Annotated in this window: 17 protein-coding genes; 11 read left to right on the top strand and 6 right to left on the bottom strand. The window is 55.3% G+C overall.

Annotation, left to right across the window (positions count from 1 at the left end; all coding sequences use genetic code 11):
- Positions 1-57 precede the first annotated feature (57 nt).
- On the bottom strand, positions 58-852 hold the full coding sequence (locus NDI56_RS14190) for a DUF2250 domain-containing protein (RefSeq protein WP_310920249.1): 795 nt from the start codon (positions 850-852) through the stop codon (positions 58-60).
- Positions 853-1017: 165 nt separating this feature from the next.
- On the opposite strand from NDI56_RS14190, the gene NDI56_RS14185 reads away from it, so the two are divergent.
- Entirely contained in the window at positions 1018-2418 is a 1401-nt protein-coding gene (locus NDI56_RS14185) for a lamin tail domain-containing protein (RefSeq protein WP_310920248.1), read from the top strand.
- Positions 2415-2714, top strand: a complete 300-nt coding sequence (locus tag NDI56_RS21870) for a DUF3006 family protein (RefSeq protein ID WP_470303414.1) — start codon at positions 2415-2417, stop codon at positions 2712-2714. The genes NDI56_RS14185 and NDI56_RS21870 overlap by 4 nt, the downstream gene beginning before the upstream one ends.
- Positions 2715-2827: 113 nt before the next feature.
- Here NDI56_RS21870 and NDI56_RS14175 read toward each other — a convergent pair whose 3' ends face one another.
- The 4 genes from NDI56_RS14175 to NDI56_RS14160 form a co-directional block, all read right to left on the bottom strand.
- Entirely contained in the window at positions 2828-3289 is a 462-nt protein-coding gene (locus NDI56_RS14175; RefSeq protein WP_310920244.1) for a nucleoside deaminase, read from the bottom strand.
- 93 nt (positions 3290-3382) lie between these two features.
- Positions 3383-4045, bottom strand: a complete 663-nt coding sequence (locus NDI56_RS14170) for an alpha/beta hydrolase (RefSeq protein WP_310920243.1) — start codon at positions 4043-4045, stop codon at positions 3383-3385.
- A complete protein-coding gene (locus NDI56_RS14165; RefSeq protein ID WP_310920242.1) occupies positions 4045-4986 on the bottom strand; it encodes a VOC family protein in 942 nt (313 codons plus the stop codon). Before NDI56_RS14165 ends, NDI56_RS14170 begins: the two co-directional genes overlap by 1 nt.
- Positions 4987-5310: 324 nt before the next feature.
- The gene (locus NDI56_RS14160) at positions 5311-6459 is read right to left on the bottom strand and encodes an FAD binding domain-containing protein (RefSeq protein WP_310920241.1); all 1149 of its coding nucleotides are present in this window, start codon (positions 6457-6459) and stop codon (positions 5311-5313) included.
- Positions 6460-6738: 279 nt separating this feature from the next.
- Between NDI56_RS14160 and NDI56_RS14155 the strand changes: the two genes are divergently transcribed.
- The gene (locus NDI56_RS14155; RefSeq protein ID WP_310920240.1) at positions 6739-7674 is read left to right on the top strand and encodes an ImmA/IrrE family metallo-endopeptidase; all 936 of its coding nucleotides are present in this window, start codon (positions 6739-6741) and stop codon (positions 7672-7674) included.
- Positions 7675-8518: 844 nt separating this feature from the next.
- Positions 8519-9460: a transcription initiation factor IIB gene (locus NDI56_RS14150; RefSeq protein WP_310920239.1), complete on the top strand. Its 942-nt coding sequence runs from the start codon at positions 8519-8521 to the stop codon at positions 9458-9460.
- A gap of 261 nt (positions 9461-9721) precedes the next feature.
- Here the strand turns inward: NDI56_RS14150 and NDI56_RS14145 are convergent, their stop codons facing one another.
- Positions 9722-11029, bottom strand: coding sequence for an acetamidase/formamidase family protein (locus NDI56_RS14145; RefSeq protein WP_310920236.1), 1308 nt, complete (start codon positions 11027-11029; stop codon positions 9722-9724).
- 149 nt (positions 11030-11178) lie between these two features.
- Here NDI56_RS14145 and NDI56_RS14140 point away from each other — a divergent pair, with 149 nt between their 5' ends.
- The 7 genes from NDI56_RS14140 (at position 11179) to NDI56_RS14110 (ending at position 19114) form a co-directional block, all read left to right on the top strand.
- A complete protein-coding gene (locus tag NDI56_RS14140) occupies positions 11179-11646 on the top strand; it encodes an SWIM zinc finger family protein (RefSeq protein ID WP_310920235.1) in 468 nt (155 codons plus the stop codon).
- Between the two features lie 358 nt (positions 11647-12004).
- Positions 12005-12250 carry a hypothetical protein gene (locus NDI56_RS14135; RefSeq protein WP_310920234.1) on the top strand — a complete coding sequence of 82 codons (246 nt, stop codon included), beginning with the start codon at positions 12005-12007 and terminating at the stop codon, positions 12248-12250.
- 17 nt (positions 12251-12267) lie between these two features.
- The gene (locus tag NDI56_RS14130; RefSeq protein ID WP_310920232.1) at positions 12268-13974 is read left to right on the top strand and encodes a DUF8186 domain-containing protein; all 1707 of its coding nucleotides are present in this window, start codon (positions 12268-12270) and stop codon (positions 13972-13974) included.
- Positions 13974-14816 carry a hypothetical protein gene (locus NDI56_RS14125; protein WP_310920231.1) on the top strand — a complete coding sequence of 281 codons (843 nt, stop codon included), beginning with the start codon at positions 13974-13976 and terminating at the stop codon, positions 14814-14816. The genes NDI56_RS14130 and NDI56_RS14125 overlap by 1 nt, the downstream gene beginning before the upstream one ends.
- Positions 14816-16051: a TrbL/VirB6 family protein gene (locus tag NDI56_RS14120; protein WP_310920230.1), complete on the top strand. Its 1236-nt coding sequence runs from the start codon at positions 14816-14818 to the stop codon at positions 16049-16051. The genes NDI56_RS14125 and NDI56_RS14120 overlap by 1 nt, the downstream gene beginning before the upstream one ends.
- Positions 16023-17066 (top strand): TraC-like domain-containing protein, encoded by a 1044-nt coding sequence (locus NDI56_RS14115; RefSeq protein ID WP_310920229.1) that lies wholly within the window; start codon positions 16023-16025, stop codon positions 17064-17066. The genes NDI56_RS14120 and NDI56_RS14115 overlap by 29 nt, the downstream gene beginning before the upstream one ends.
- Entirely contained in the window at positions 17063-19114 is a 2052-nt protein-coding gene (locus NDI56_RS14110) for a VirB4 family type IV secretion system protein (protein ID WP_310920228.1), read from the top strand. Before NDI56_RS14115 ends, NDI56_RS14110 begins: the two co-directional genes overlap by 4 nt.
- The last annotated feature ends 308 nt before the right edge of the window (positions 19115-19422 follow it).

Raw genomic sequence — 19422 nt, 5'->3', positions numbered from 1 at the left:
TGGCTTGGAATAGGCCGTCACAGGCCGTCGCCGACGGCCGTTCATGTCGTAGTACCGTTAGTCCTCCAACTCCCGCAATAGCTCCGATGCGATATCGGTGGTTACGTAGTAGGTGTGTTTCTTGTGGGTCTCGTCTTTGGGCTTTAGCTTCCGCTCGCTTCCCTTGATTGTACTCCCATCATACACCGTGACCAAGTCTACACGCTGGAGTGCCCGATAGAGATGGCGGACATACTCGAAGTCCATTGTCAGTTCGTTAGCCGTCATTCGAGGATAATCTGGTCCACCCCTATCGATCCGCCTGGCGATCGTCTGCCCATCAGGGAGGTGTCGGAGTACATTCAGTTTCCCCTCTCGCTCGGAGAGGAATCGCAGCAGGTGATCGCCCTCGCGGGAGAGTCGATAGTAGGTGTGGTGTTGGCGGACTTCGTCGGCCTGTTTGGCCTTGACGTTGCGCTGTTTGACGGTCCCTGACTCGACGCGTTCGATAATCCCAACAGTCTCCATGGTCGCACAGAGTTCCTCGACCTCCTCTCGGGTAGCATCTAGATGCCCAGCCATCGATCTGGGATAATTCCCCTCGACAGCATTGAGGTGATAGCAAATGAGGTATGCAACTGGATTGCGGGGCATCGGTGCGAGTTGCCCGACGACCGATTCCTGACGTTCGAGCTCTGCTTCGAGTTCTTTGGCTTCTTCATACCGTGTCTGTGCATTGCTCGCGGCATCTTCATCGAGATCCAGCGTCACGTCGATTGATTCTCCCTGTGGTGTCTCGAGTGTCAGCGTTAGTTCTCGCTCGTCCCAGTGCGACCCTGCCTCCGACCGGGCCTGCTCCAGTGCGGTATCCACACGCTGGATACGCGTCATAATGGTATTGGCCTCCGTGCGGAGCTGGTCAATTTCAGCCTGAGACACCATCTCGTCACAGGTGACTCACGCGACCTGCTTGAATCCACGGGCGGCAACTGAGTACGCGCGAACTCGTTATGCGTGTGCTCCACATAGACTCATACCGTGCCTGATTCACGCCGGTTGCTTATCGTCTGCTGTGTCGGCCTGTTCTTCTTAGCGGGTTGTTCAACGGCCCTCCCGGGCAATACCGCTGAGGATGGGACGTCGACTCCCACGTCGAATTTTGCCACTGCCAATGGGACACTGGAGGTTCATTACATCAACGTTGGCCAGTCCGTGAGCACACTCGTTGTTGGGCCGACGGGCGAGACCATGCTCATTGATACCGGTCATTTCACCGATGATGGAGAGTACGTCCTCCAGTATCTCCGGAATCAGGATATCGACCACATCGACTACATGGTCGTCTCACACAACGACGCCGACCATATCGGTGGGAACGCTGCCATCATCGATTACTACGAGACAGAAGCCGATGGTATCGGTGCAATCTATGACCCCGGAATTGCGGCCAGTACACAGACCTATAACGACTATCTCGATGCGGTCGAAGAACACGATGTCACACTCTACAGCACTCGCGAGGGTGATTCAATTCCCTTCGAAGATGTCGATGTCGACGTATTCGGTCCTCCGGAACCATACATCGAGAACGAGGGACGCAACGAGAACAGTCTTGTTCTCAAGCTCACCCACGGCAATGCTAGCTTCTTGTTGACTGGTGATGCTGAGGACGACCAAGAGGCATACCTTGTCGAAGAATACGGTTCACAACTCGACTCGACCGTGCTGAAGGCAGGCCATCACGGCTCCTCGAGTTCGACGAGCGAGGCCCTCATTGACGCATCCCAGCCAGAGGCCGTCGTCATCTCCAGTGCATACGACTCGCAGTATGGCCATCCCACCGAGGAGGTTCTCCAGCGACTTGCAGACCGCTCGCTCTCGACCTATTGGACGGCCACACACGGCAATATCGTCCTCGTCAGTAACGGGAGTGCAGTCTCTATCCAGACCCAAGCAGCTGCACCGACAGAGCCACTCGATATTCGCAGTGGTGAGCCCATTGCACCGGGCACCAGTGGGGACGTTGTCGAACGAGCGATTATCGCTGCCACGTCGGGGACCACAGAGACACCTACTGTCGCGACCGATGGTGGGACCCAAGTCGGTGGTGAGCTGGCCGTCGAGAGAATCCATGCCGATGCGGCGAGTGATGACCGAGACAATCTCAACGACGAGTACGTCGTCTTCGAGAATACGGGGACGGAACCACTGGATCTCTCGGGATGGACTGTTGAAGACGAAGTCGGGACAACGTACACGTTCCCCGATGGATTCACACTCGATGACGGTTCGAGTGTCACACTCTACACTGGGAGTGGCACTGACACCGAGACCGAGTTGTACTGGGGTAGTGGCTCCCCAATCTGGAACAATGGCGGTGACACCATCATCGTGCACAACAGTGAGGGCGAGTCCGTGTTAACGGAGACATACGAATGACTGGGATAGCGGACCTACCAAATGGCACCTATACAGCCGTCGTCGATTCGATTGAGGATGGTCTGGCTACCGTGTTCTTTGAGGAAGACGGCGAAGAGGTTGGGCATGACGTGTGTGATACCGCTGAGTTGCCCGAGGAGGGCACTCATGCTGATGCAATGCTGCTGGTCACCATCGTAAATGGCTCGGCACTACGGTGGACACACGACCCTGAGAGAGCGATGGAGCGAAAGGATGCTGCCCAGGAACGCTTCGATCAACTTTCTGAGCGACCCCCGTCGGATGAGGAGTCTTGAGATTCTTTGTCTTTGATTGGACCGAGCGATAGAAGTACCAATCAATAGAAGCGGGTGAGGATTTGCACTGACATCACAGCTATCTACAAGATTTACTCTTAATCCCGGTTTGCTCACCAGTCGTATCCACGATGGATTTCTCGGCCTTCCTCGTTCAACACCGGACCAATGACCTCTGTAGCCTCACCGAGTATTGCAGCCGAAGGGACTGCCGGGCTGGAACTAGTGAACTCGCCTATTTCATCGCTCCCGACACTGTAGACGACCCGACCGAACCCTGCTGTTGCCATCCCTCCAGCACACATCGGGCAAGGTTCGGTACTTGTATACATCACCATTTCCGCACGCTCTTCGGGGGTGTACTTATTGCAGGCCTCGTAAGCCAGATGCAACTCTGGATGTCGACGGATATCGTCGGCTGTGTTGATACGGTTCGAGTCACGCATGATGATGCTGTCATCGCGAATGAGCACGCTCCCGAAGGGTTCGTCACCCCGAGCTGCGGCTGCTCGTGCTAGTTCGAACGTCTCTCGCATGTGTGCCTCGTGGTCAAAACTGTCGAAAGCCGAGTTCATACTCCACTGAACGGCTAGAGCGCTGTTACCTTTGATGCACTAATATGATACCCCACTCAGGACTCCTATTTCGATGTTGGCCACGATTTCGACTCAACAAAGACGCTCAATAAACGTATTGATGTGGTGAATTTCGTCATCGTTGATCGCGTGCCCTCCCTCTTCGTAGAGCGTATATTCGACCTCGCCACCAATTCGCTCAAACATCTCTGCAGAATACGTCACGCGCTCGACGGGGACGTACGGGTCGTTCTCACTACAACCGAGAAACACGGGTGTCCCCTCTATAGATCCTTCAAATTTTCTTTGGGTTCCTGCTCCGAGCAGACTTCCTGAGAGTACAATCAACCCACCGTAGGGTTGGGGATGTTGAGCAACGAACTCACTTCCAAGACATCCTCCCTGGGAAAACCCAAATAGGAGCGTTCGTTCGGATGGTATTCCTGCATCTGCGGCTATCTTCAGCGCTTCTGAAACTTGGTCTAGCCCAGAGGAGAGCCACGGCTCGTTTGCTTCGAGTGGGCCATACCCCGAACGGGGATACCACGAACTGTGGGCTGCCTGGGGGGCGAGATACATTACCCCATGATGGAGAAACTCGTCGATGAGCGTGAGCATATAGTTCGCTGACGAACCACGCCCGTGTAACAACACCACAGCGGATTCGGCTGCCTGTGGTGGTGCGCCTGCCATCTCGATGGGCTGTCCCTCGTGTGGCCCGCCTCCGGACTCATCTGACTCTGTCTTTTCGTCCATCAGTTCGTCCCTGGAGACGAGAGGTCGAGTGGCTGTAGCTGACTTTCGATCATCTCACGGTCTTCTTCGAGCCATGGCGGGAGGAACAGTGACTCCCCGAGCGTTGCAAGATCTTCTGCAGCTGTGAGACCGGGTGTTTCGGTTGCGAGCTCGATAAGGATACCACCGGGTTCTCGGACATACAACGAGTGAAAGAAGTGTCTGTCTTTCACCCGTGAGACCTCATATCCTCGTTCACGAAAGAGGTCATGCCACTCGTAGAGTTCTGCTTCACTGTGAACACGCACCGCAACGTGATGTATTGACCCCGCACCTTCGCGGCCAAAGTCAGCATCTCTATCGAGAAAATCGATAACCGTTGCACGCGAACCCGGTGCTTGATACCGAACACGGTCACCTTCCTGGGCGATGAGTTCGAAGCCGAGTGTATCCAGGACACTTGCAGTCACATAGACGTTCGTCGAGAGAAGCGTCACCCCGTGGATGCCACGAACCGCGTGTTCAGTGGGAACAGGTCCGTCTGGCCACGGCTCTACATCTGACTCGCCTGTGATGAGTTCGAGTTGTGTACCGTCGGGGTCAGCAAAGCGCAACACTGTCTCTTCGAATCGCTCGGAGGGTCCCTCAACCTCGATATCATGCTCTTTGAGGCGTTCTTGCCAGTAGGAAATTGAATCTGAAGGAATCACCAGCGATACAGTGCTAATCTGGGGTTTGCCATCACGTCGGTCGTCTTCGGCAGGATACGGAAAGAACGTCAGAGCAGTGCCGGGTAACCCGGTTTCATCACCGTAAAATAGGTGACGCGTGAATTTCTCGTTGAAGTTCACCGTTTGCTTGACGAGGCGGAGGCCGAGGATATCCCTGTAGAAACGGACGTTCTCCTCAGCGCTCCGAACGATGCCCGTGATATGATGGATTCCGGGCGTATCCGTGACCATTACATTGTATTCTCGGTCTTGGAGCGTTAAGTCTGCCGTGGTGAGAGAGAATTTCCCGTCGTTCTCTTTTTCACACTGTTCGACGGTAAGGTATCTACAATAATTCTATCTCGCCCTCACGGGTGAGGGCGATTTCGCCCTTATTCCACCAATGAGCACAACTGAACTCCAACAACTCATCGAAACAGAACAGACTCTCGAACGTCTCCTTGTCACAAGCGCTACTGACGGTGTCCCTGAACTCGCTCTGATATCCCTCCTTCGAGACTACGCAGACCTCATCGAAGAGACGGGATACGTCCCGCGGACGTGGCGACAGTAGCGCTACGAACCCAGATTAAGCCGGTCGTCGCCCATCTGCTTTCCCCTGGAAACGATCTGGACGCCATACGCGCTCCGGGTTTGGTTACACGAGGTCAGTGCCTCCTCCAGTGACTCGTGTTGGGAGAGTGTCTCGGCCAAGGTGACCGCGTCGCCGACAGCCTTTGCAGTTCCCGCTGCCGTGTGTGGGCGAGCAACAAACGCACTATCGCCGAGCAAACAGACTCGATCAACGACCATCTCGGGGACCCTGAGGTCATAGATTGCCTGGACAAACATCTCCGGTGTCTCAGTCACCACTGTCTGGAAGACCGATGGCAATGTCTCCACAGCCCGTTCGAGTTGGTCGGTGCGGATAGGGTCACGGAGTTTGCCCGGTGGGACGGTAAAGCGTCGTTCTGTGCCCATTGTGTCGGTGAAGATGGCACTCCGGTCGACGCTATCGAGTCTATCGTACCACACCCAGTTGAGGCGACGCTCGCCCGGTGTTGTACTGCCTTCTGGACCCGGAATGAAATAGGCGAGAATGAGCTGGTCTGTTCCTTGATAGAAAACAAATCTGTCATCGAATTCGTCGCGGACGCTACTCGAAAGTTCGGACTCTGGGATGACACCACGCCAGGCAACGTAGTCAGCGAACGCTGGTGTTACGTCGGGAAACAGTTGCTTGCGAGTAGAAGATTGTCCGCCTTCGGCCGAAACAAGCACGTCTGCAGTCCTTTCGCTTCCATCCTCGAACGTGGCTGTTGCCGTTTCGGATGTGACCTCAACCACTTCTTCGCCCATATGATAGTCCTCTTCTGGGAAGGCGTTGCGAAGTGCTCGATAGAGGGCATCCCAGGAAGTGAACACCATTGCTTCGGGCCTTGAGTGTTCGATCTCGCCTGACTGAGCGAGATACTGACGTTCACTCGAACTCGTCGTAATCGACTCGGGTGAGACGTCCGTATGCTGGGTGAGAAACTGGCGAATGTTCTGCTGGGCAACGATGCCGCCCCCACGGCTCTTTAGCTCCCCTGTGGTACGCTCATAGATCGTCGGTGTGTGGCCCAAATCAGCGAGTGCAATTCCGGTAGCTAATCCACCCATCGATCCACCGGAAATGAGAACCTCAAGTTCAGTCGGTGACTGTTCAGCGCGTTCGTGTGACACACGTCTCTTTGGTGGGTGAGCGTTGAAAGGCCACGGGCTCACCAGTTGCCAGTGGCTGTAAACTCATCAACCAAAGGGAGTGGACGGAGCGTGTGACATGATCCATCCACGTGTTAGTAGGTTCGACATCGGCTATAACCTGCCGCGAATATCGAGCGCTGACACGGCCACGTAGCGCCCTCACGACTCTGAACTCAGCTGACCGGTGACGCTTCCCGCTCGTATTTTATCGCCCCCTGAGGGGTGCGGGGCGCTCTTCTGAGCGTCCTCAAAACAGATATGCAATCAACAAATCCAGCAACATCCTTCGACGACAAAGCAACTCGGAAAGACGAGATGCACCAGACTATCGAAGCGTGGTGTGAGGAACTCACTGACCTCGTCGCCGAAGCCGACGCCAGTGAGCACTTTCAGGAATGGTTGGACGTCCAGAGTCGTTTCCACGAGTATTCGTATCGAAATACGCTGCTCATCCAGCGTCAGTATCCTGAGGCAACGAAGGTTGCAGGCTACAAGACGTGGCAAACCGAGTTCAACAGGCAGGTCAAAGGGGGCGAGCAGGCTATCTGGATCTGGGCACCAATCATCGCCAACCAGTGTCCCGAGTGTGGCAATTCTCCGAGCTATCACGAGAGCGCTGATTGTTCCTACAGCGAAACGCCATCCTCGGAGTGGTCCAGAGGGCCTGTTGCCTTCCGACCTGTCTCGGTCTTCAATGTCTCCCAGACTGAGGGCGAACCACTCCCCGAACTAGAAACGGATGCAACTGGCGCAGTGGATGGGTGTTTTCAGGCACTCTGTGACACCAGTGAGGAACTGAACGTCCTGCTCGAAATCGTCTCACCAGCGGCGTGGGACCACGGCGGCGCAAAGGGCATTTGCGTGACAGACGTGTCTAAGTCGGAGTCAATCCCCATAGAGATCAAAGACATCGATAATAGAACTGCGATGGCTGGGACGTTGATTCACGAGTACGCCCACGCCTTGCTGCATAGTGGTCCCAAATCTGTGTCGACACCCGAACGAGCAAAACGAGAAGTCGAAGCAGAAGCAGTAGCCTACGTTGTCGGTCGATATCTTGGGTTGAATATGCGTGGTTCGGCGTTCTACCTTGCTGCGTGGCAAGACGACGAGCCAGACGAAATCACTGAACGACTTGGTCGGATCACGCGAACGGCACAGACGATAATTGGGGCTGTGAGTGCCAATCAATGAGTGTGGTGCTCTCTATTAACCAACAAGATTGCCCCAGCTGTTGGTTAAAATAACGCTGTTATAGCTCAGAATATCATTTAAGAAATCTGTCATCAGCTGCGTGCTGCATACAGAGCGTGAGTTCAGCAGTTGGCCATCGTTCACAGGATTCGGATGAATCAGCCTGTCAGTGTGAGTGCGAACTAATCAGTGTGGCAACTCGGATCATCAATTGGACACTCAGCGTTGTGTGCGTAAAATGATGTTCTCTGGTCACGTACTTTAGCTATGACACCTACACAGCCGTCTCTGTTTTCTGTATTGAAGCTATTCCACTCTCCATCTTGATGACGGGCCATTACTGTTAAGGGCTCATCTGGCCAGACACAATCGATGATAATCCAATCAGGGTCTACCGTCAGCTCACGAGTCTCCGTATGAACTACTTCACCGGTCTCAGAGCGTTCTATCCGTAACTCCACTGGGACTCCAGTAGATTCTGTATTAACGAAACTGAGTTCCTGCATCGTCGCATGCCCCTTACTGCCAGTAGAGGAACAGCCCGCTAGTAGGCTGATTCCCCCACCCACAGTAACACAAAGGAACTGCCGCCGCTTCATGACTAAACTCTCCGGTGGTACCGGTAAGTGCTTTTTCTGTATCGAACGATTCGCTCACCGCGATTTGAATAACTCCCTGTGCAAGATATCCGCCTTGTATTCAGCACACCTGTAGAAAGCTATCAAATATGGCTACTATAGACCTCCTCTCTGACCTCAACTGACCGGTGACGCCGTCCGCCCGTATTTTATGGCCCCCTGACGGGTGCGGGGCCTGAGAGATAGTCGGCCTCGCGTGAATTCGAATGCATACGAGAGACATCTACGACAGTGGATTCGACGAAGAATCCGGCCGAACATGCAACCAGACGTCCTGTCCCGAATGCGACGGGCGACTCGAAACTGGCGGCGGCGAGACGAGCTGCCTGACGTGTGGACTCATCGTCGATAGCTATTATCTTGATCACGCAGCTGAACCGAGGACGTTCGCCGATGACGACACCTCGAAAGAGCGCACCGGGGCACCACTGACCGAGGCCCGTCATGACCGCGGGCTCTCAACTGAAATCGGCTGGGGGAAAGACGCAAATGGGAACGCACTCTCGGGACGAAAGCGCAGACAGCTTGGACGCCTTCGACGCGAGCACACCAGAGGCCGGTGGCGCTCGAAAGCAGAGCGGAATCTTGCACACGGACTGGGTTCGATTACCAGACTCACTGGAGCATTGGATCTCCCGTATGCGATTCGAGAGCAGACCTGTGCGTTGTTCAAAGAGGCTCAAAAAGAGGACTTACTCAAAGGACGGTCTATCGAAGCCATTGCCGCGGGGTGTGTTTACGGCGTCTGTCGGGTCAACGGTATCACGCGCACTATTGAGGAAGTCACGGAACACGCCCGCATTGAGGAGTCCAGCATACTCAACGCCTATCGCACAATCAACGAGGTTCTTTCCTTACCTGCCCCACCTCGGTCGCCCCAGGAGTTCGTCCGAAAGCTCGCAAGCGATTTCGAGTTACCACCTGAGGTAATCCATCAGGCAGAGGAACTGGCCACATGCGCCCATGAACAGGGGGTGAGCGTGGGGAAACATCCGGGTGGCTTTGCAGCGACGTGTCTCCGGGTCGTTGCGGCCGACTTTGGACACAGGGTGATTCAACGAGAACTCGCCAATGCAGCTGGGGTGAGTGCCGTCACGGTTCGGAGTCATCGAGCGGCCGTCGAGACACTCCTGGAGGAGTCTCGATGATCCGTGACGTCTGGCCGTTTTGCCGTCTGTTCGGTCAGTCGACCATCTTGTACGAATGTCGTCACTGTGGAACAAACACCGAGTCGAATACACGTTCCTGCCCGCAGTGTGGCCACGACGGGATTGCGACCTACGACCTCTCTTAGCAACATCCTGACTCGCCTCTACGCAAGTTTTTCTCGCGCCCTAATCGGTCGGGCGCTCGTCCATCCCCACGCTGAGCATACCTAGGACTGGTGATGATGGCGACCAGTGGGCCGTCTATAGCCCGTACTGTTCTCGGACGGCGTCATCGAGACCACGCTCTTCTAAGACATCAAATGGCGCAAGCATATCCAGCTGGACAACACCAGGGAGTCGCCCAATCTGAACGCCCCCAGTAAAGGTACAGCGCGCTCGGACCTCGCCTTCACTCATATCGAGCAGTTTCGTTGTCCGGTCGAAGGCGTTCTGTGTGGCATCGTTAATCGTCGCACCGGACCCGACCACCTGAATCGGACCCATCTCTGTCTTTGCGTCGACGCCGTGTTCCTCACCGAGAGCACGACCGGCTTCGCGTTCTTCTTCACTGTAGGGCTGGCTGATGTGCGGGAGATCTTCCTCGTTAGGAAGCAGGATAGGTCCGTCGAGTTCGAGTCCTTCGATTACCTCGACATCCATCGTGACGGTTCCGCTCACGTCGGTGGTGTGCAACGAGAGCTCCCCGTCGCCCTGATTCGCGTGGAGGTCGCCGACATAGATGCCACCGCCATCGACGACAACTGGACAGATTAGCGTCGCGCCTGGGCGGACTTCTGGGATGTCCATGTGACCGTCAGTTCGCTGTTCGAGGTCAGCTTCGGTCTCAACGCCGTAGTCGTGCTCAGCCCCGATGAGGCTCTGTCCGAAGTCTCCCGCGTTGTGCGAATCTGGCATCGTAACCGGCGGTGTTGTGCCAATGTTCCCGATGAACGGCCGCAGTCGGCCGAGTGTGCCGGGCATCCCGTCGGGTTCGTACAGCAATATCGGATGCTGGCGAGCGTTCTCAGGAATATCCATCACTTCCTCTGCGTTCGTCGCTAGCTCGTGGGCACCCTCCTTATTGAGCGTAATCCCGACGGCGTTCTCGTGGTCGAAGGCCACGGTGTAGCCGTATTCAAAGCCGAAGGAGGAAGCGTTTGCACCACACTCAGCACACTTAATTGCATCTTCACCGGTGCCCTCGACGACTGAATCGGGCCAGGTTGTACCGCACTCGGGACACCGATGGTCAACGAACGGGTCGTCGTTGAAGGCCTTTTCGCGTTCGGCCATCGACCCCGTACTGGTTGCCATGCTCGTCACCTCGATGTCGCGGATGTGGATTGCCACCGCGTCGCCGACGCTTGCACCCTCAACACGGATCGGGCGCGTCACCTCGTGGCCACCGCGGAAAGAGGGCGTTACCATCGGTCCCCAACAGCCCGGTGGAGTGTATGTCGTGACTCGCCCACCGTCAGCGACCGTGCCAGCCCACTCCTGGTCGGGACCGACCAGTCCGAGTGTGTACTGATCCACGTACAGCTCCTCTTGTACACCTTGTTGTGCCATACCGTGCCATGATAAGGACTATATCAACATAACGATACCGTCGATGGATCACACAATCGAGTGACTGAACGCTTACGTCTCGCCTCACCGCGAGTTTTTTCTCGCGCCCTAACGGGTGCGGGCGCTCGTCTGTGGGTGCCCGAAAACCAATGCATCCATTAGCACAACTCGATTTCAGCAAGCGAGTGGCAAAGCGGGCTCAGTACGAAGCCCTCGACATCTCCATCTGTGGAACCGATATTCTCGTTCGAAACGAGAGCCACGCGACCCCCGAGGACCACGAGTACACCGTCTCCATCGACGATGGGATTCCAGTTTCGTGTACTTGCCCGGCAGATGCCCGATTTGAGGGGGCGTGCAAACACCGGGTGGCTGTAGCGATTCGACGGCCACTGCTTGATACGCTTGAGAGTATGAAACGAGGCGACCCACCTATTGCTGCTGATGGCGGTCTCTCGCCGTCACAGGCCGATGGAGGCCATACCTCAGACACCAGTGACGTATCGACCGATTCATCGGCCGACCTTCTTGAGCTGGATAGCGAGGAATGTCCAGAGTGCCTTACTGACTTCCCATGCTGGGAGTGCTATCGGACTGGGATAGCCGATTTCGATTGAGAATCTCTGGTAGTTGGTAAGTAACCAGTACGCAAATTTAGTTAATCTACAGTCTTCTGGTAACGTTAGCAAAACATACGCAAAACTTATTATTCGACCCCCAACTGAATTTGGTAGACGTAAGGGGTCATCCGCGCTTCGTGTGCGGGTTTAACAGTAACTTTCGATTCTTGCGTCGCTGACAGATATGTCTACAAACGCTCCGTCGGCTTCCGGGCCGACAGACGGACGACGTAGTCGCATCGCTCGATTCGCATCGACGGTTGGTCGCCTCGGACTCTCTGTAGGCCTCCTCTCGGTCATCGCGGTTGAGCCAGCCCTGGCCCAGTCTATCGGTGAGGACTTTTGCAACACGGATATGGCGACAACGATTCAGAACCTCTTCACTGTCATCCAGTTTGGCGGCCCGCTCATCGGTGGGACGCTTGCACTGGGTGCAGCAGTTGCCACGCCGGCTGTCCGACGAGCTGACGTGAAAAAGGAACTCAAGGAAATCCGGAACCAGGGTGTCATTTGGGGCATTATCGTTGCGCCGCTCGCAACGGCAATCGTCCAGTTCCTCCTGAACACGGTTGTCTCCGGAGGCAGCAGTTGCGCGTTCTAAAACCACTGGGAAGACCTGTGCTGCTGGCCGTTGCAGTCCTCTCACTGGCGGTCGGGTCGACCGCTCCGAGTGAAGCACACCCACCGAACGAAACAGACCACGGGGTCAACGAGAGTACGTTCTGGACGCTCTGGGCTGGTGACAACGACAGTCGCGATTTGAGCGAGACAAACACGATGGAGTCGCTCAAATTGCTCACCGACGGAACTGATGTCCCACTAGACCGGCCACCACGCGCCGTCGAAACGTGGAACACAGGCGAGCACAGTGAGGTACCACAGACAGGGACAGACGCCGCAACCCATCCACAGGATACGACGCTCTCGGACGGCGCATATCTCCAGGACGTTGGTATCTCGATGGTAGCGCTTCAACCATCGACGCGTGCCCATCTTTCAGAACGAGTACAACCATTGTACATCGCTCCAGAGGGGGAGGCCCACGGCGTAATCGATTATCGTATCGACGTCCCGGAGACACGTTCGTCTGGATCTCGGACGATTCAGTGGGACCTCCGATCACACGAAGTTGCATCTGTTAGATTGCGCCTCGACGGAGAGGTCCTCGATGAGACACGTAGAGATACAACCCCAACGCTTCGTTATACTGACCTCGAAGTGGGTAGTGACTCAGAGCGACAACTCACACTCGAAGCGACGGTGTCGACGACCCTTCGGCGGACGGTAATCACTGAGGAGGACACCTGTACAGACACACAGACAAACGGCACGGCCCAAAACACCACGGAAGACTGTCGCACCGTCCGAAGCAGTTCCAGTACGTTACACGACGACTCGGTTACTGTGCGCGATACCAGACAGGTCAGAATCTATGCGTTCGTCGTCTCCGGATTCAAAACGGAATATCCTGATGGCGACCTCGGCCTAGTGACGTACAAGAGTCACCCGTGGTATGGTGTTTCCCTTCCAAACGGTGAAGTCCGCGGTGTCTGGCGCTTTTACAGTGCTCGGAATCCAGCGTGGGACACCCTCACCACGTATCGTTCTGATGGGAGTACCACAGCTCACTCTCCTGTCCATCCGCTTCAGGTCCACGCCTATCCAATTGCGACGGGGCCGACACCGTGGCCGCGTGCAACCACATCGTTACTCGATGTGTATGGGGAAACACAGCAAGCACCCTCACTCCCTGCGCAAGTCGAATTAGACGCTATCGAGGGTCGATACACCGGGAGTTTCGGTATCGCTACGCGAGCCGAGACGACGAATCATAATCTGAGCCAGATGGAGATCATTGGACTCGTCCGGGGTACCAACAGGTCACTTGACCCTGAAAAATTCTCATCGGTTCCGCTCTCTGAGAGTAATCTCACGCTGGAAATCGCTGACCGGACTGATGAGCGACTCAGTGTCCGTGCTCGTCTCAGCGCAAACGACACTGGGGAACCAATCGAGACAGCTTCGCGAGAAGGCTATCTGGTCGTCGCTGGTGAGACCGTCGAGACGAACGAAAGCGGTATCGCTTCTGTCACTTTCTCGCGGTCCGAGGACGCTGTCTCGGCCCGGTATGTGCCCGGCTACTGGTGGCGGAATGTCCCGGGCTACACGGGTGATACAGCGGTGATTCACACCGGTGGAACGGTGCTTCAGTACGTCGATGCGCTGTTCCGTGGTTTCGTCCCTGTGGCGGCACTCCTGCTTGGCGGATATATCATTAGTCGACTGACCAGCTGGCACTTCTGGCCACCCTGGAGGGGACTCTAATGTCCCATCGCTATAATCGGCGTGCGTTTCTTGTCGGTCTCACGGGGAGTTCACTCGGTTTAGCCGGCTGTGCCTCGCGTGGTGAGGCTGGCGGACTCACGGGCCCGACCTTTGACTCGCTGGTCTCAGATGTCTCCATTGGCTCACGGGATGTGGTCGTTGAACTAGCCAGCAGCGACGTTACTGAAGTCGTGCTAATCGCCCCGGACGGGACGGTATTCGACAGTCAGCAAGTCCAAACCGGAACCAGTATTGTCCGGTTCCAAATTATTGAGTTCGATTCGGGGTCGAATATCACATCGCATTATCTCCCGGGAACGTATGATCTCGTGGTTGTGGCCGACGATTCAGAGTTCAGACAGGAATTGTCACTTGTCCCAGATGTCCAGATTACCGGAGTTCGACAATATCGAGAGGGAAATTCGTCCTTCGATTTAGCACGTATAGTTTTTACAGCCAAAAACGCTGGAACCGGGCCTACATGGGTCTACGACGCTACCTTCGAAGATGCTCCGAATTACACTGCTAACAACGACCTGATAAACGAACCTTCTATTCCGTATGTGGAGTTACCAACGTCAGAAGGCGACTATATCATGTCTTCGGGTGAAGAACAGAGCTATCTCATCACTTCAAACCCGCTAGCATTTCCGGAGACAGAGTCAAATTATGAACGGCAGTTCCAGCCGTTTGTTATGCAGATCGGTATTGCAGATAGTTCTAGCATTGAGACTACTCTAATCCCGACATATGGAGGGAATCAGGTAGCACTGAGTCAGGTTGACCGAGTCGTCTACTCACGAGTTGGACTCGAAATAGAACGCCCAGAGAGGAACGTATAGTGCCATCACTTACTGATGTGATTGTTAACTCTGCAGAGGAAATCATCCGGTTTCTCGTTAATCCAATTTCCAGATTTATCCGTAGACATGGTGATGAGCTTCTTGAACTCATAGTCCAAACTCCAAATCCAGATTCCGTTTTTGCCCGGCCATCTAACGGCGGGTGGCCAGCAATCTACGAGTTCCACTGGGAGACGATGGTCCCCCTCTCGTTGCTACTCTGGGGGCTCATGATTGGTCTCATAATCTTGCTCGAATCGACGAGCTACCTCTTTAGCAACTACCATCGAACGAAACTCAAGAAACGGGCCTTCTCTGGGCTCCTGGGTATCCTCTCGTGGTGGTGGATTGCTAGCCTATCGTTGCGGTTCATCGACGGCCTGAGCGGCTTTCTCGTCCCCTCGCTATCGAACATCTCGCTGTTCGACACGCTTTCGTTCGGTGCTCTGGGCGTCCTGGGGCTTGCACTCACACTCACAGTTGACCTCACGCTGTTCTTGATTCTGGCACTGGTCTACATGATTCGCCAAGTCGTCCTGTATCTCTTCGTGTTGATGATGCCCTTGCTCATCGTCTTCTGGGTCCCCGGCGTTGGCCCCTTCTCGCTTGCCTCCCAGTTCATGAAGCGACTGGCTAGGTTCTACGTCCCGTTCTTATTCATGACCGTCCCAGTGGCGCTCCTACTGCGCTTAGGTCAGCTCTTGGGCTCGTCGGTGACACTCTCGATTGGCGGCGCTGGACAGTGGCTCCTTGCCATCCTTACACCGCTCGTTGCAGTCATTTCACCGTTCATCCTGTTCTGGCAAGCTGGCGCGTTGTTCTTCATGGCCGATAGCGCGTCCAGACACGCCTCTCGTGACACCGGCAAAGCACGCGTAGAAACTGCCCGCAGTGCTGGTGCAACGACGAAGACGGGCACGCAGAATCTCAATCGTGGTCTGCAAGGCAAACCTGCTGTCAAATCGGACGGGCAGGCCGTCCTCGGCTCTGGAGACTCTAGAGCACACGCTGCAGGAACCCGTCTAAACAGCACGGCCACCTCACTAAAATCTCGGTTCTCCACAGAGACCACTCGCTCCGAGACGACGAAACAAACCACTGACTCCTCATCATCGGACTCTCGAAACAATCAGTTTGAGTCGCTCCGTGACAGGAACCGCTCTTCTGAGAAATCTCCGCGTAGCGACGACACCTCGGAGTATCCCGATGACGACCGACCGTGGTACATCAACTAGACCAATGAGCAATCAACCTGCAAAACGAATTCCGAAATCGCTTGGCACAGACGCGAAACTAATCGGCTCGTACACCCTGACAGACGCTGCAGTTGCCCTCTTCCCGGGCGTCATCGTTATCCTCTTTACACAAACGATACTCCCTGCCTCACTCAGTGTGGGTGGGTATCGAATGCAGACACTGACGCTGCCCCTCGCTGCTCTCGCAATCGCCGTCGGTGTCCTGTTCGTATATCTCACACCCTCGTACACGACGAGTCTCGACTGGATTATGTTGATGGCGCGATTCAAATCTACGGACACCGAGAAGGGCCACAAGGGCGCGAAAGCACACACGCAAATCGAAGAAGTCCACCTCGACAGAGACGTACTCGAACGCACGGACGGTGCCTTCCTCGCGTTTGTACAGGTGCTTCCCCCACCGATGGCCCTTGCAACCGACGAGGAGTGGGAGCTGAAGGCGAGTTCGTTTCAGGACTTTCTGAATACGACTGTCACCTTCCCAATTCAGATTTTCTCGACGACACAGGCATTCCCCGTCGAGACGTATCTGGACCATTATCGAGAACGGCGAAGCGACCCTGATGTCAAAGACAATCCTCGGCTACAGGCGCTCATCGACAACTACATTGAGTGGTACGAACGTGACCTCGATGCCAGACAGATGACAATTCGAGACCACTACATCGTGGTCTCGCTCACTCCTGACGAAGTTCGATTCGAGCGTGAGAGTGTCCTGAACAAACTCGCTGGAGTCCCAGTGCTTGGGACCTTCGTCCAAGCGTGGAACGCCCCACCGATAGAAGACCAGCGAGAGGCTATGTTCGAGACTCTCGAAGAACGGGTTCGTCGCGTCGAGGCTGGTATCAGAGAGATAGAGGGCTGCCAAGCGAGCCGCGTCGACGCCGGCGAGGCGACGACGCTCATCGGTGAGTTCTGGGCCGGCCAGGAACTCGAATACGGTGATATTTCTCAGGCGCTTCGGACGGGCCCCCTCGTTGGAGGTGCCCAATGAATTTCGATTTCCTGCCGTTCATTGGAACGGATTCCTCGGGAGATGCCGAGCCAGTAGATAACGACTCTGGGACGGACGACGGATTCACGATGTCTGTCGACTACGAATCGAGCGACGGACCACTCTCTGAGACACCTGCCAGTCATCAGTCGCTGCTTGGGCCGGATTCAATCGAAGAAGGCTCAACGGCAATCAGAACGGGGGATAGATGGGCACGCACGCTCTGGACGGCTGAGTTTCCGGACGCACCTATTGATGGTATCTTCGAGATGCTCTACTCGACGGCCGAAACCCGTGAGACCGATATCTCGATGCACATCGATCCGCGCGATACCGAATCCACCTTGAATTCGCTCGAAAATCGCATCGAAGACCTCGAGGCTGACGTCGAATACTTAGCAGAGAAACGCCGTGCTGGGGCCCGAGGCATCCAGAAAGACCTCACTGACCATCAGGAGCTCTATGACGTCCTTCGCAATACGTCGATGAAAGCCTTCGACATCTCGATGTATCTCACGGTTCGAGGCGAGACTGAGGAGACACTCGATATCGATAGTGTCGCTAATACCGCTCGCCGGAGCCCGGCGAATCTGACGCCAGTCACCCCACGATTCGCACAGATGGATGTACTCACATCGAATAGTCCGGTCGGTGTCGACCAGCTCAACTCCCAACTGGATACCACGACGCCGATGCTTAGTGCTGCAGTCGGGGCCATGTTCCCCTTTGTTGCGGGTGCACTCGCCGAACCCGGTATCGAATACGGTACCTACGCGCTCAATGAAAGCCCGCTTATCCTTGATCGATTCACCCGGGAGACTGGCTACTGTACTATGGTCATCGGGAAACTCGGTGCGGGGAAATCCTTCTCGACGAAACTCCAACTCGTCCGTCGGGCGATGTACGACGAGGATTCGATGATAGTGATGCTTGATCCACTGGAGGGCTTTGACGGTGTGAACGAAGCCCTCGGTGGCGAACGTGTGACTGTCGGTGGCTCACGTGGGTTTAACCCACTGGAATTGCAGCCAACGCCGACAGATATCTTGGAATCCGTTCCGGATATCGATCCGTGGTCCGAGCAAATCTCGTGGGTGCTCACGTTCTTTGAGACGTTCTTCGAGAACGTTGCGAGCAGTCCACTCAAAGACCGCAAACAGACGCTTCGACGTGCTGTTCAGGAGGCATACGAGCGCCAGGGCATCACGAAAGATCCGGCGACCCACGCAAACCCCTCGCCGACGATTCGCGATGTTATCGCGGTCCTCGAAGACATCCTTGATGACCCGGGTGAATTTGGTTATGTCACCAGTGGCGAGCAAGACCGTGTGAAGAATGACGTCCAGTCCTTGCTCATTGACCTGCGCCCTTCGTTCCGTGAGGGCGGTGACTTAGCGAACCTCGCCGAACCCACGCAGTTCGATTTCACGAACGATGTAATCTACCTCGATTTACACCAAGAGGAGGGAACCCGCGGTCAGACAGAGACGAGTCTCATGATGCAGGTGTTATTCAACGCAGTCTATGAGCGTGCGAAACAGACCAAGAAACGCGTCGTGTTCGTCATTGATGAAGCGCACTATCTCATGGGCGATTCGACCTCGCTTGGCTTTCTGGAGACGGCAGTTCGACACAGCCGACACTACGACCTCTCGTTGCAGTTCATTACCCAGACTGGTGGCGAGTTTGCACTCACTCCTGAAGCCCGGACGATTGCGAACCTCTGTTCGATGAAGCTAATTCATCGTGTGGACGAGGCAGCAGAGCAGCTGGCCGAGTGGTTTGGACTTAGTGAGCGAGAAGTGAATTGGGTTCGTTCGGCGAAGGCTGGGAACGACGACGATGGCTACTCAGAAGCGCTGTTGGGTGTTGACGAGGAGGGATGGTTCCCACTTCGGGTTCGGGCGAGTGAATACGAGGTAGGTGTCCTTGATGGCACTCTTAGCCAAGCAACCTATACAGAGGTCCCAGATCACCTAAGTGGCGATAGCACACACATGCCATCCTCTATCGGGATAGCCGATAGTGGATTATCAGATAGCATGTAGGGAGCTAATTCGGGCAGGCACACGAGTGATGACAGCGCGTTAGGCAACGCAACGGCGACAACGGGTAAGTACTTGATTAGCTGGTTGATAGCCTACCGTTATTTTAGCTTGGAACGCCGTTTCAGTCCTTCGGCGGTATCCATTGCGGCGTTCGCTCACTAAGGTGTTAAGAATATCAACTTGATCCAGCAGATGACCGACGGTGTTCCCATATGCTATTTTCTCAGTCTTCGGTCGGGCTCCCCCGGCCGCCCCTCAGTTGCGTGTTCTGCCATACAACAAACAATTAAATACGCAGAGTATAAAAT

Origin of the sequence: Halomicroarcula saliterrae (assembly GCF_031624395.1) — an archaeon.
GTDB classification, from domain to species: Archaea; Halobacteriota; Halobacteria; order Halobacteriales; family Haloarculaceae; genus Haloarcula; species Haloarcula saliterrae.
The sequence above is the reverse complement of the archived record's forward strand: the minus strand, read 5'-3'. Positions and strand labels throughout refer to the sequence as shown.

Bases quoted from the DNA above. Each gene is read 5' to 3' on its own strand.
- NDI56_RS21870 (WP_470303414.1), top strand. From the start codon at position 2,415: ATGACTGGGATAGCGGACCTACCAAATGGCACCTATACAGCCGTCGTC.
- NDI56_RS14175 (WP_310920244.1), bottom strand. From the start codon at position 3,289: ATGAACTCGGCTTTCGACAGTTTTGACCACGAGGCACACATGCGAGAG.
- NDI56_RS14170 (WP_310920243.1), bottom strand. From the start codon at position 4,045: ATGGACGAAAAGACAGAGTCAGATGAGTCCGGAGGCGGGCCACACGAG.
- NDI56_RS14165 (WP_310920242.1), bottom strand. From the start codon at position 4,986: ATGGTCACGGATACGCCCGGAATCCATCATATCACGGGCATCGTTCGG.
- NDI56_RS14155 (WP_310920240.1), top strand. From the start codon at position 6,739: ATGCAATCAACAAATCCAGCAACATCCTTCGACGACAAAGCAACTCGG.
- NDI56_RS14150 (WP_310920239.1), top strand. From the start codon at position 8,519: ATGCATACGAGAGACATCTACGACAGTGGATTCGACGAAGAATCCGGC.
- NDI56_RS14145 (WP_310920236.1), bottom strand. From the start codon at position 11,029: ATGGCACAACAAGGTGTACAAGAGGAGCTGTACGTGGATCAGTACACA.
- NDI56_RS14140 (WP_310920235.1), top strand. From the start codon at position 11,179: ATGCATCCATTAGCACAACTCGATTTCAGCAAGCGAGTGGCAAAGCGG.
- NDI56_RS14135 (WP_310920234.1), top strand. From the start codon at position 12,005: ATGGCGACAACGATTCAGAACCTCTTCACTGTCATCCAGTTTGGCGGC.
- NDI56_RS14125 (WP_310920231.1), top strand. From the start codon at position 13,974: ATGTCCCATCGCTATAATCGGCGTGCGTTTCTTGTCGGTCTCACGGGG.
- NDI56_RS14115 (WP_310920229.1), top strand. From the start codon at position 16,023: ATGACGACCGACCGTGGTACATCAACTAGACCAATGAGCAATCAACCT.
- NDI56_RS14110 (WP_310920228.1), top strand. From the start codon at position 17,063: ATGAATTTCGATTTCCTGCCGTTCATTGGAACGGATTCCTCGGGAGAT.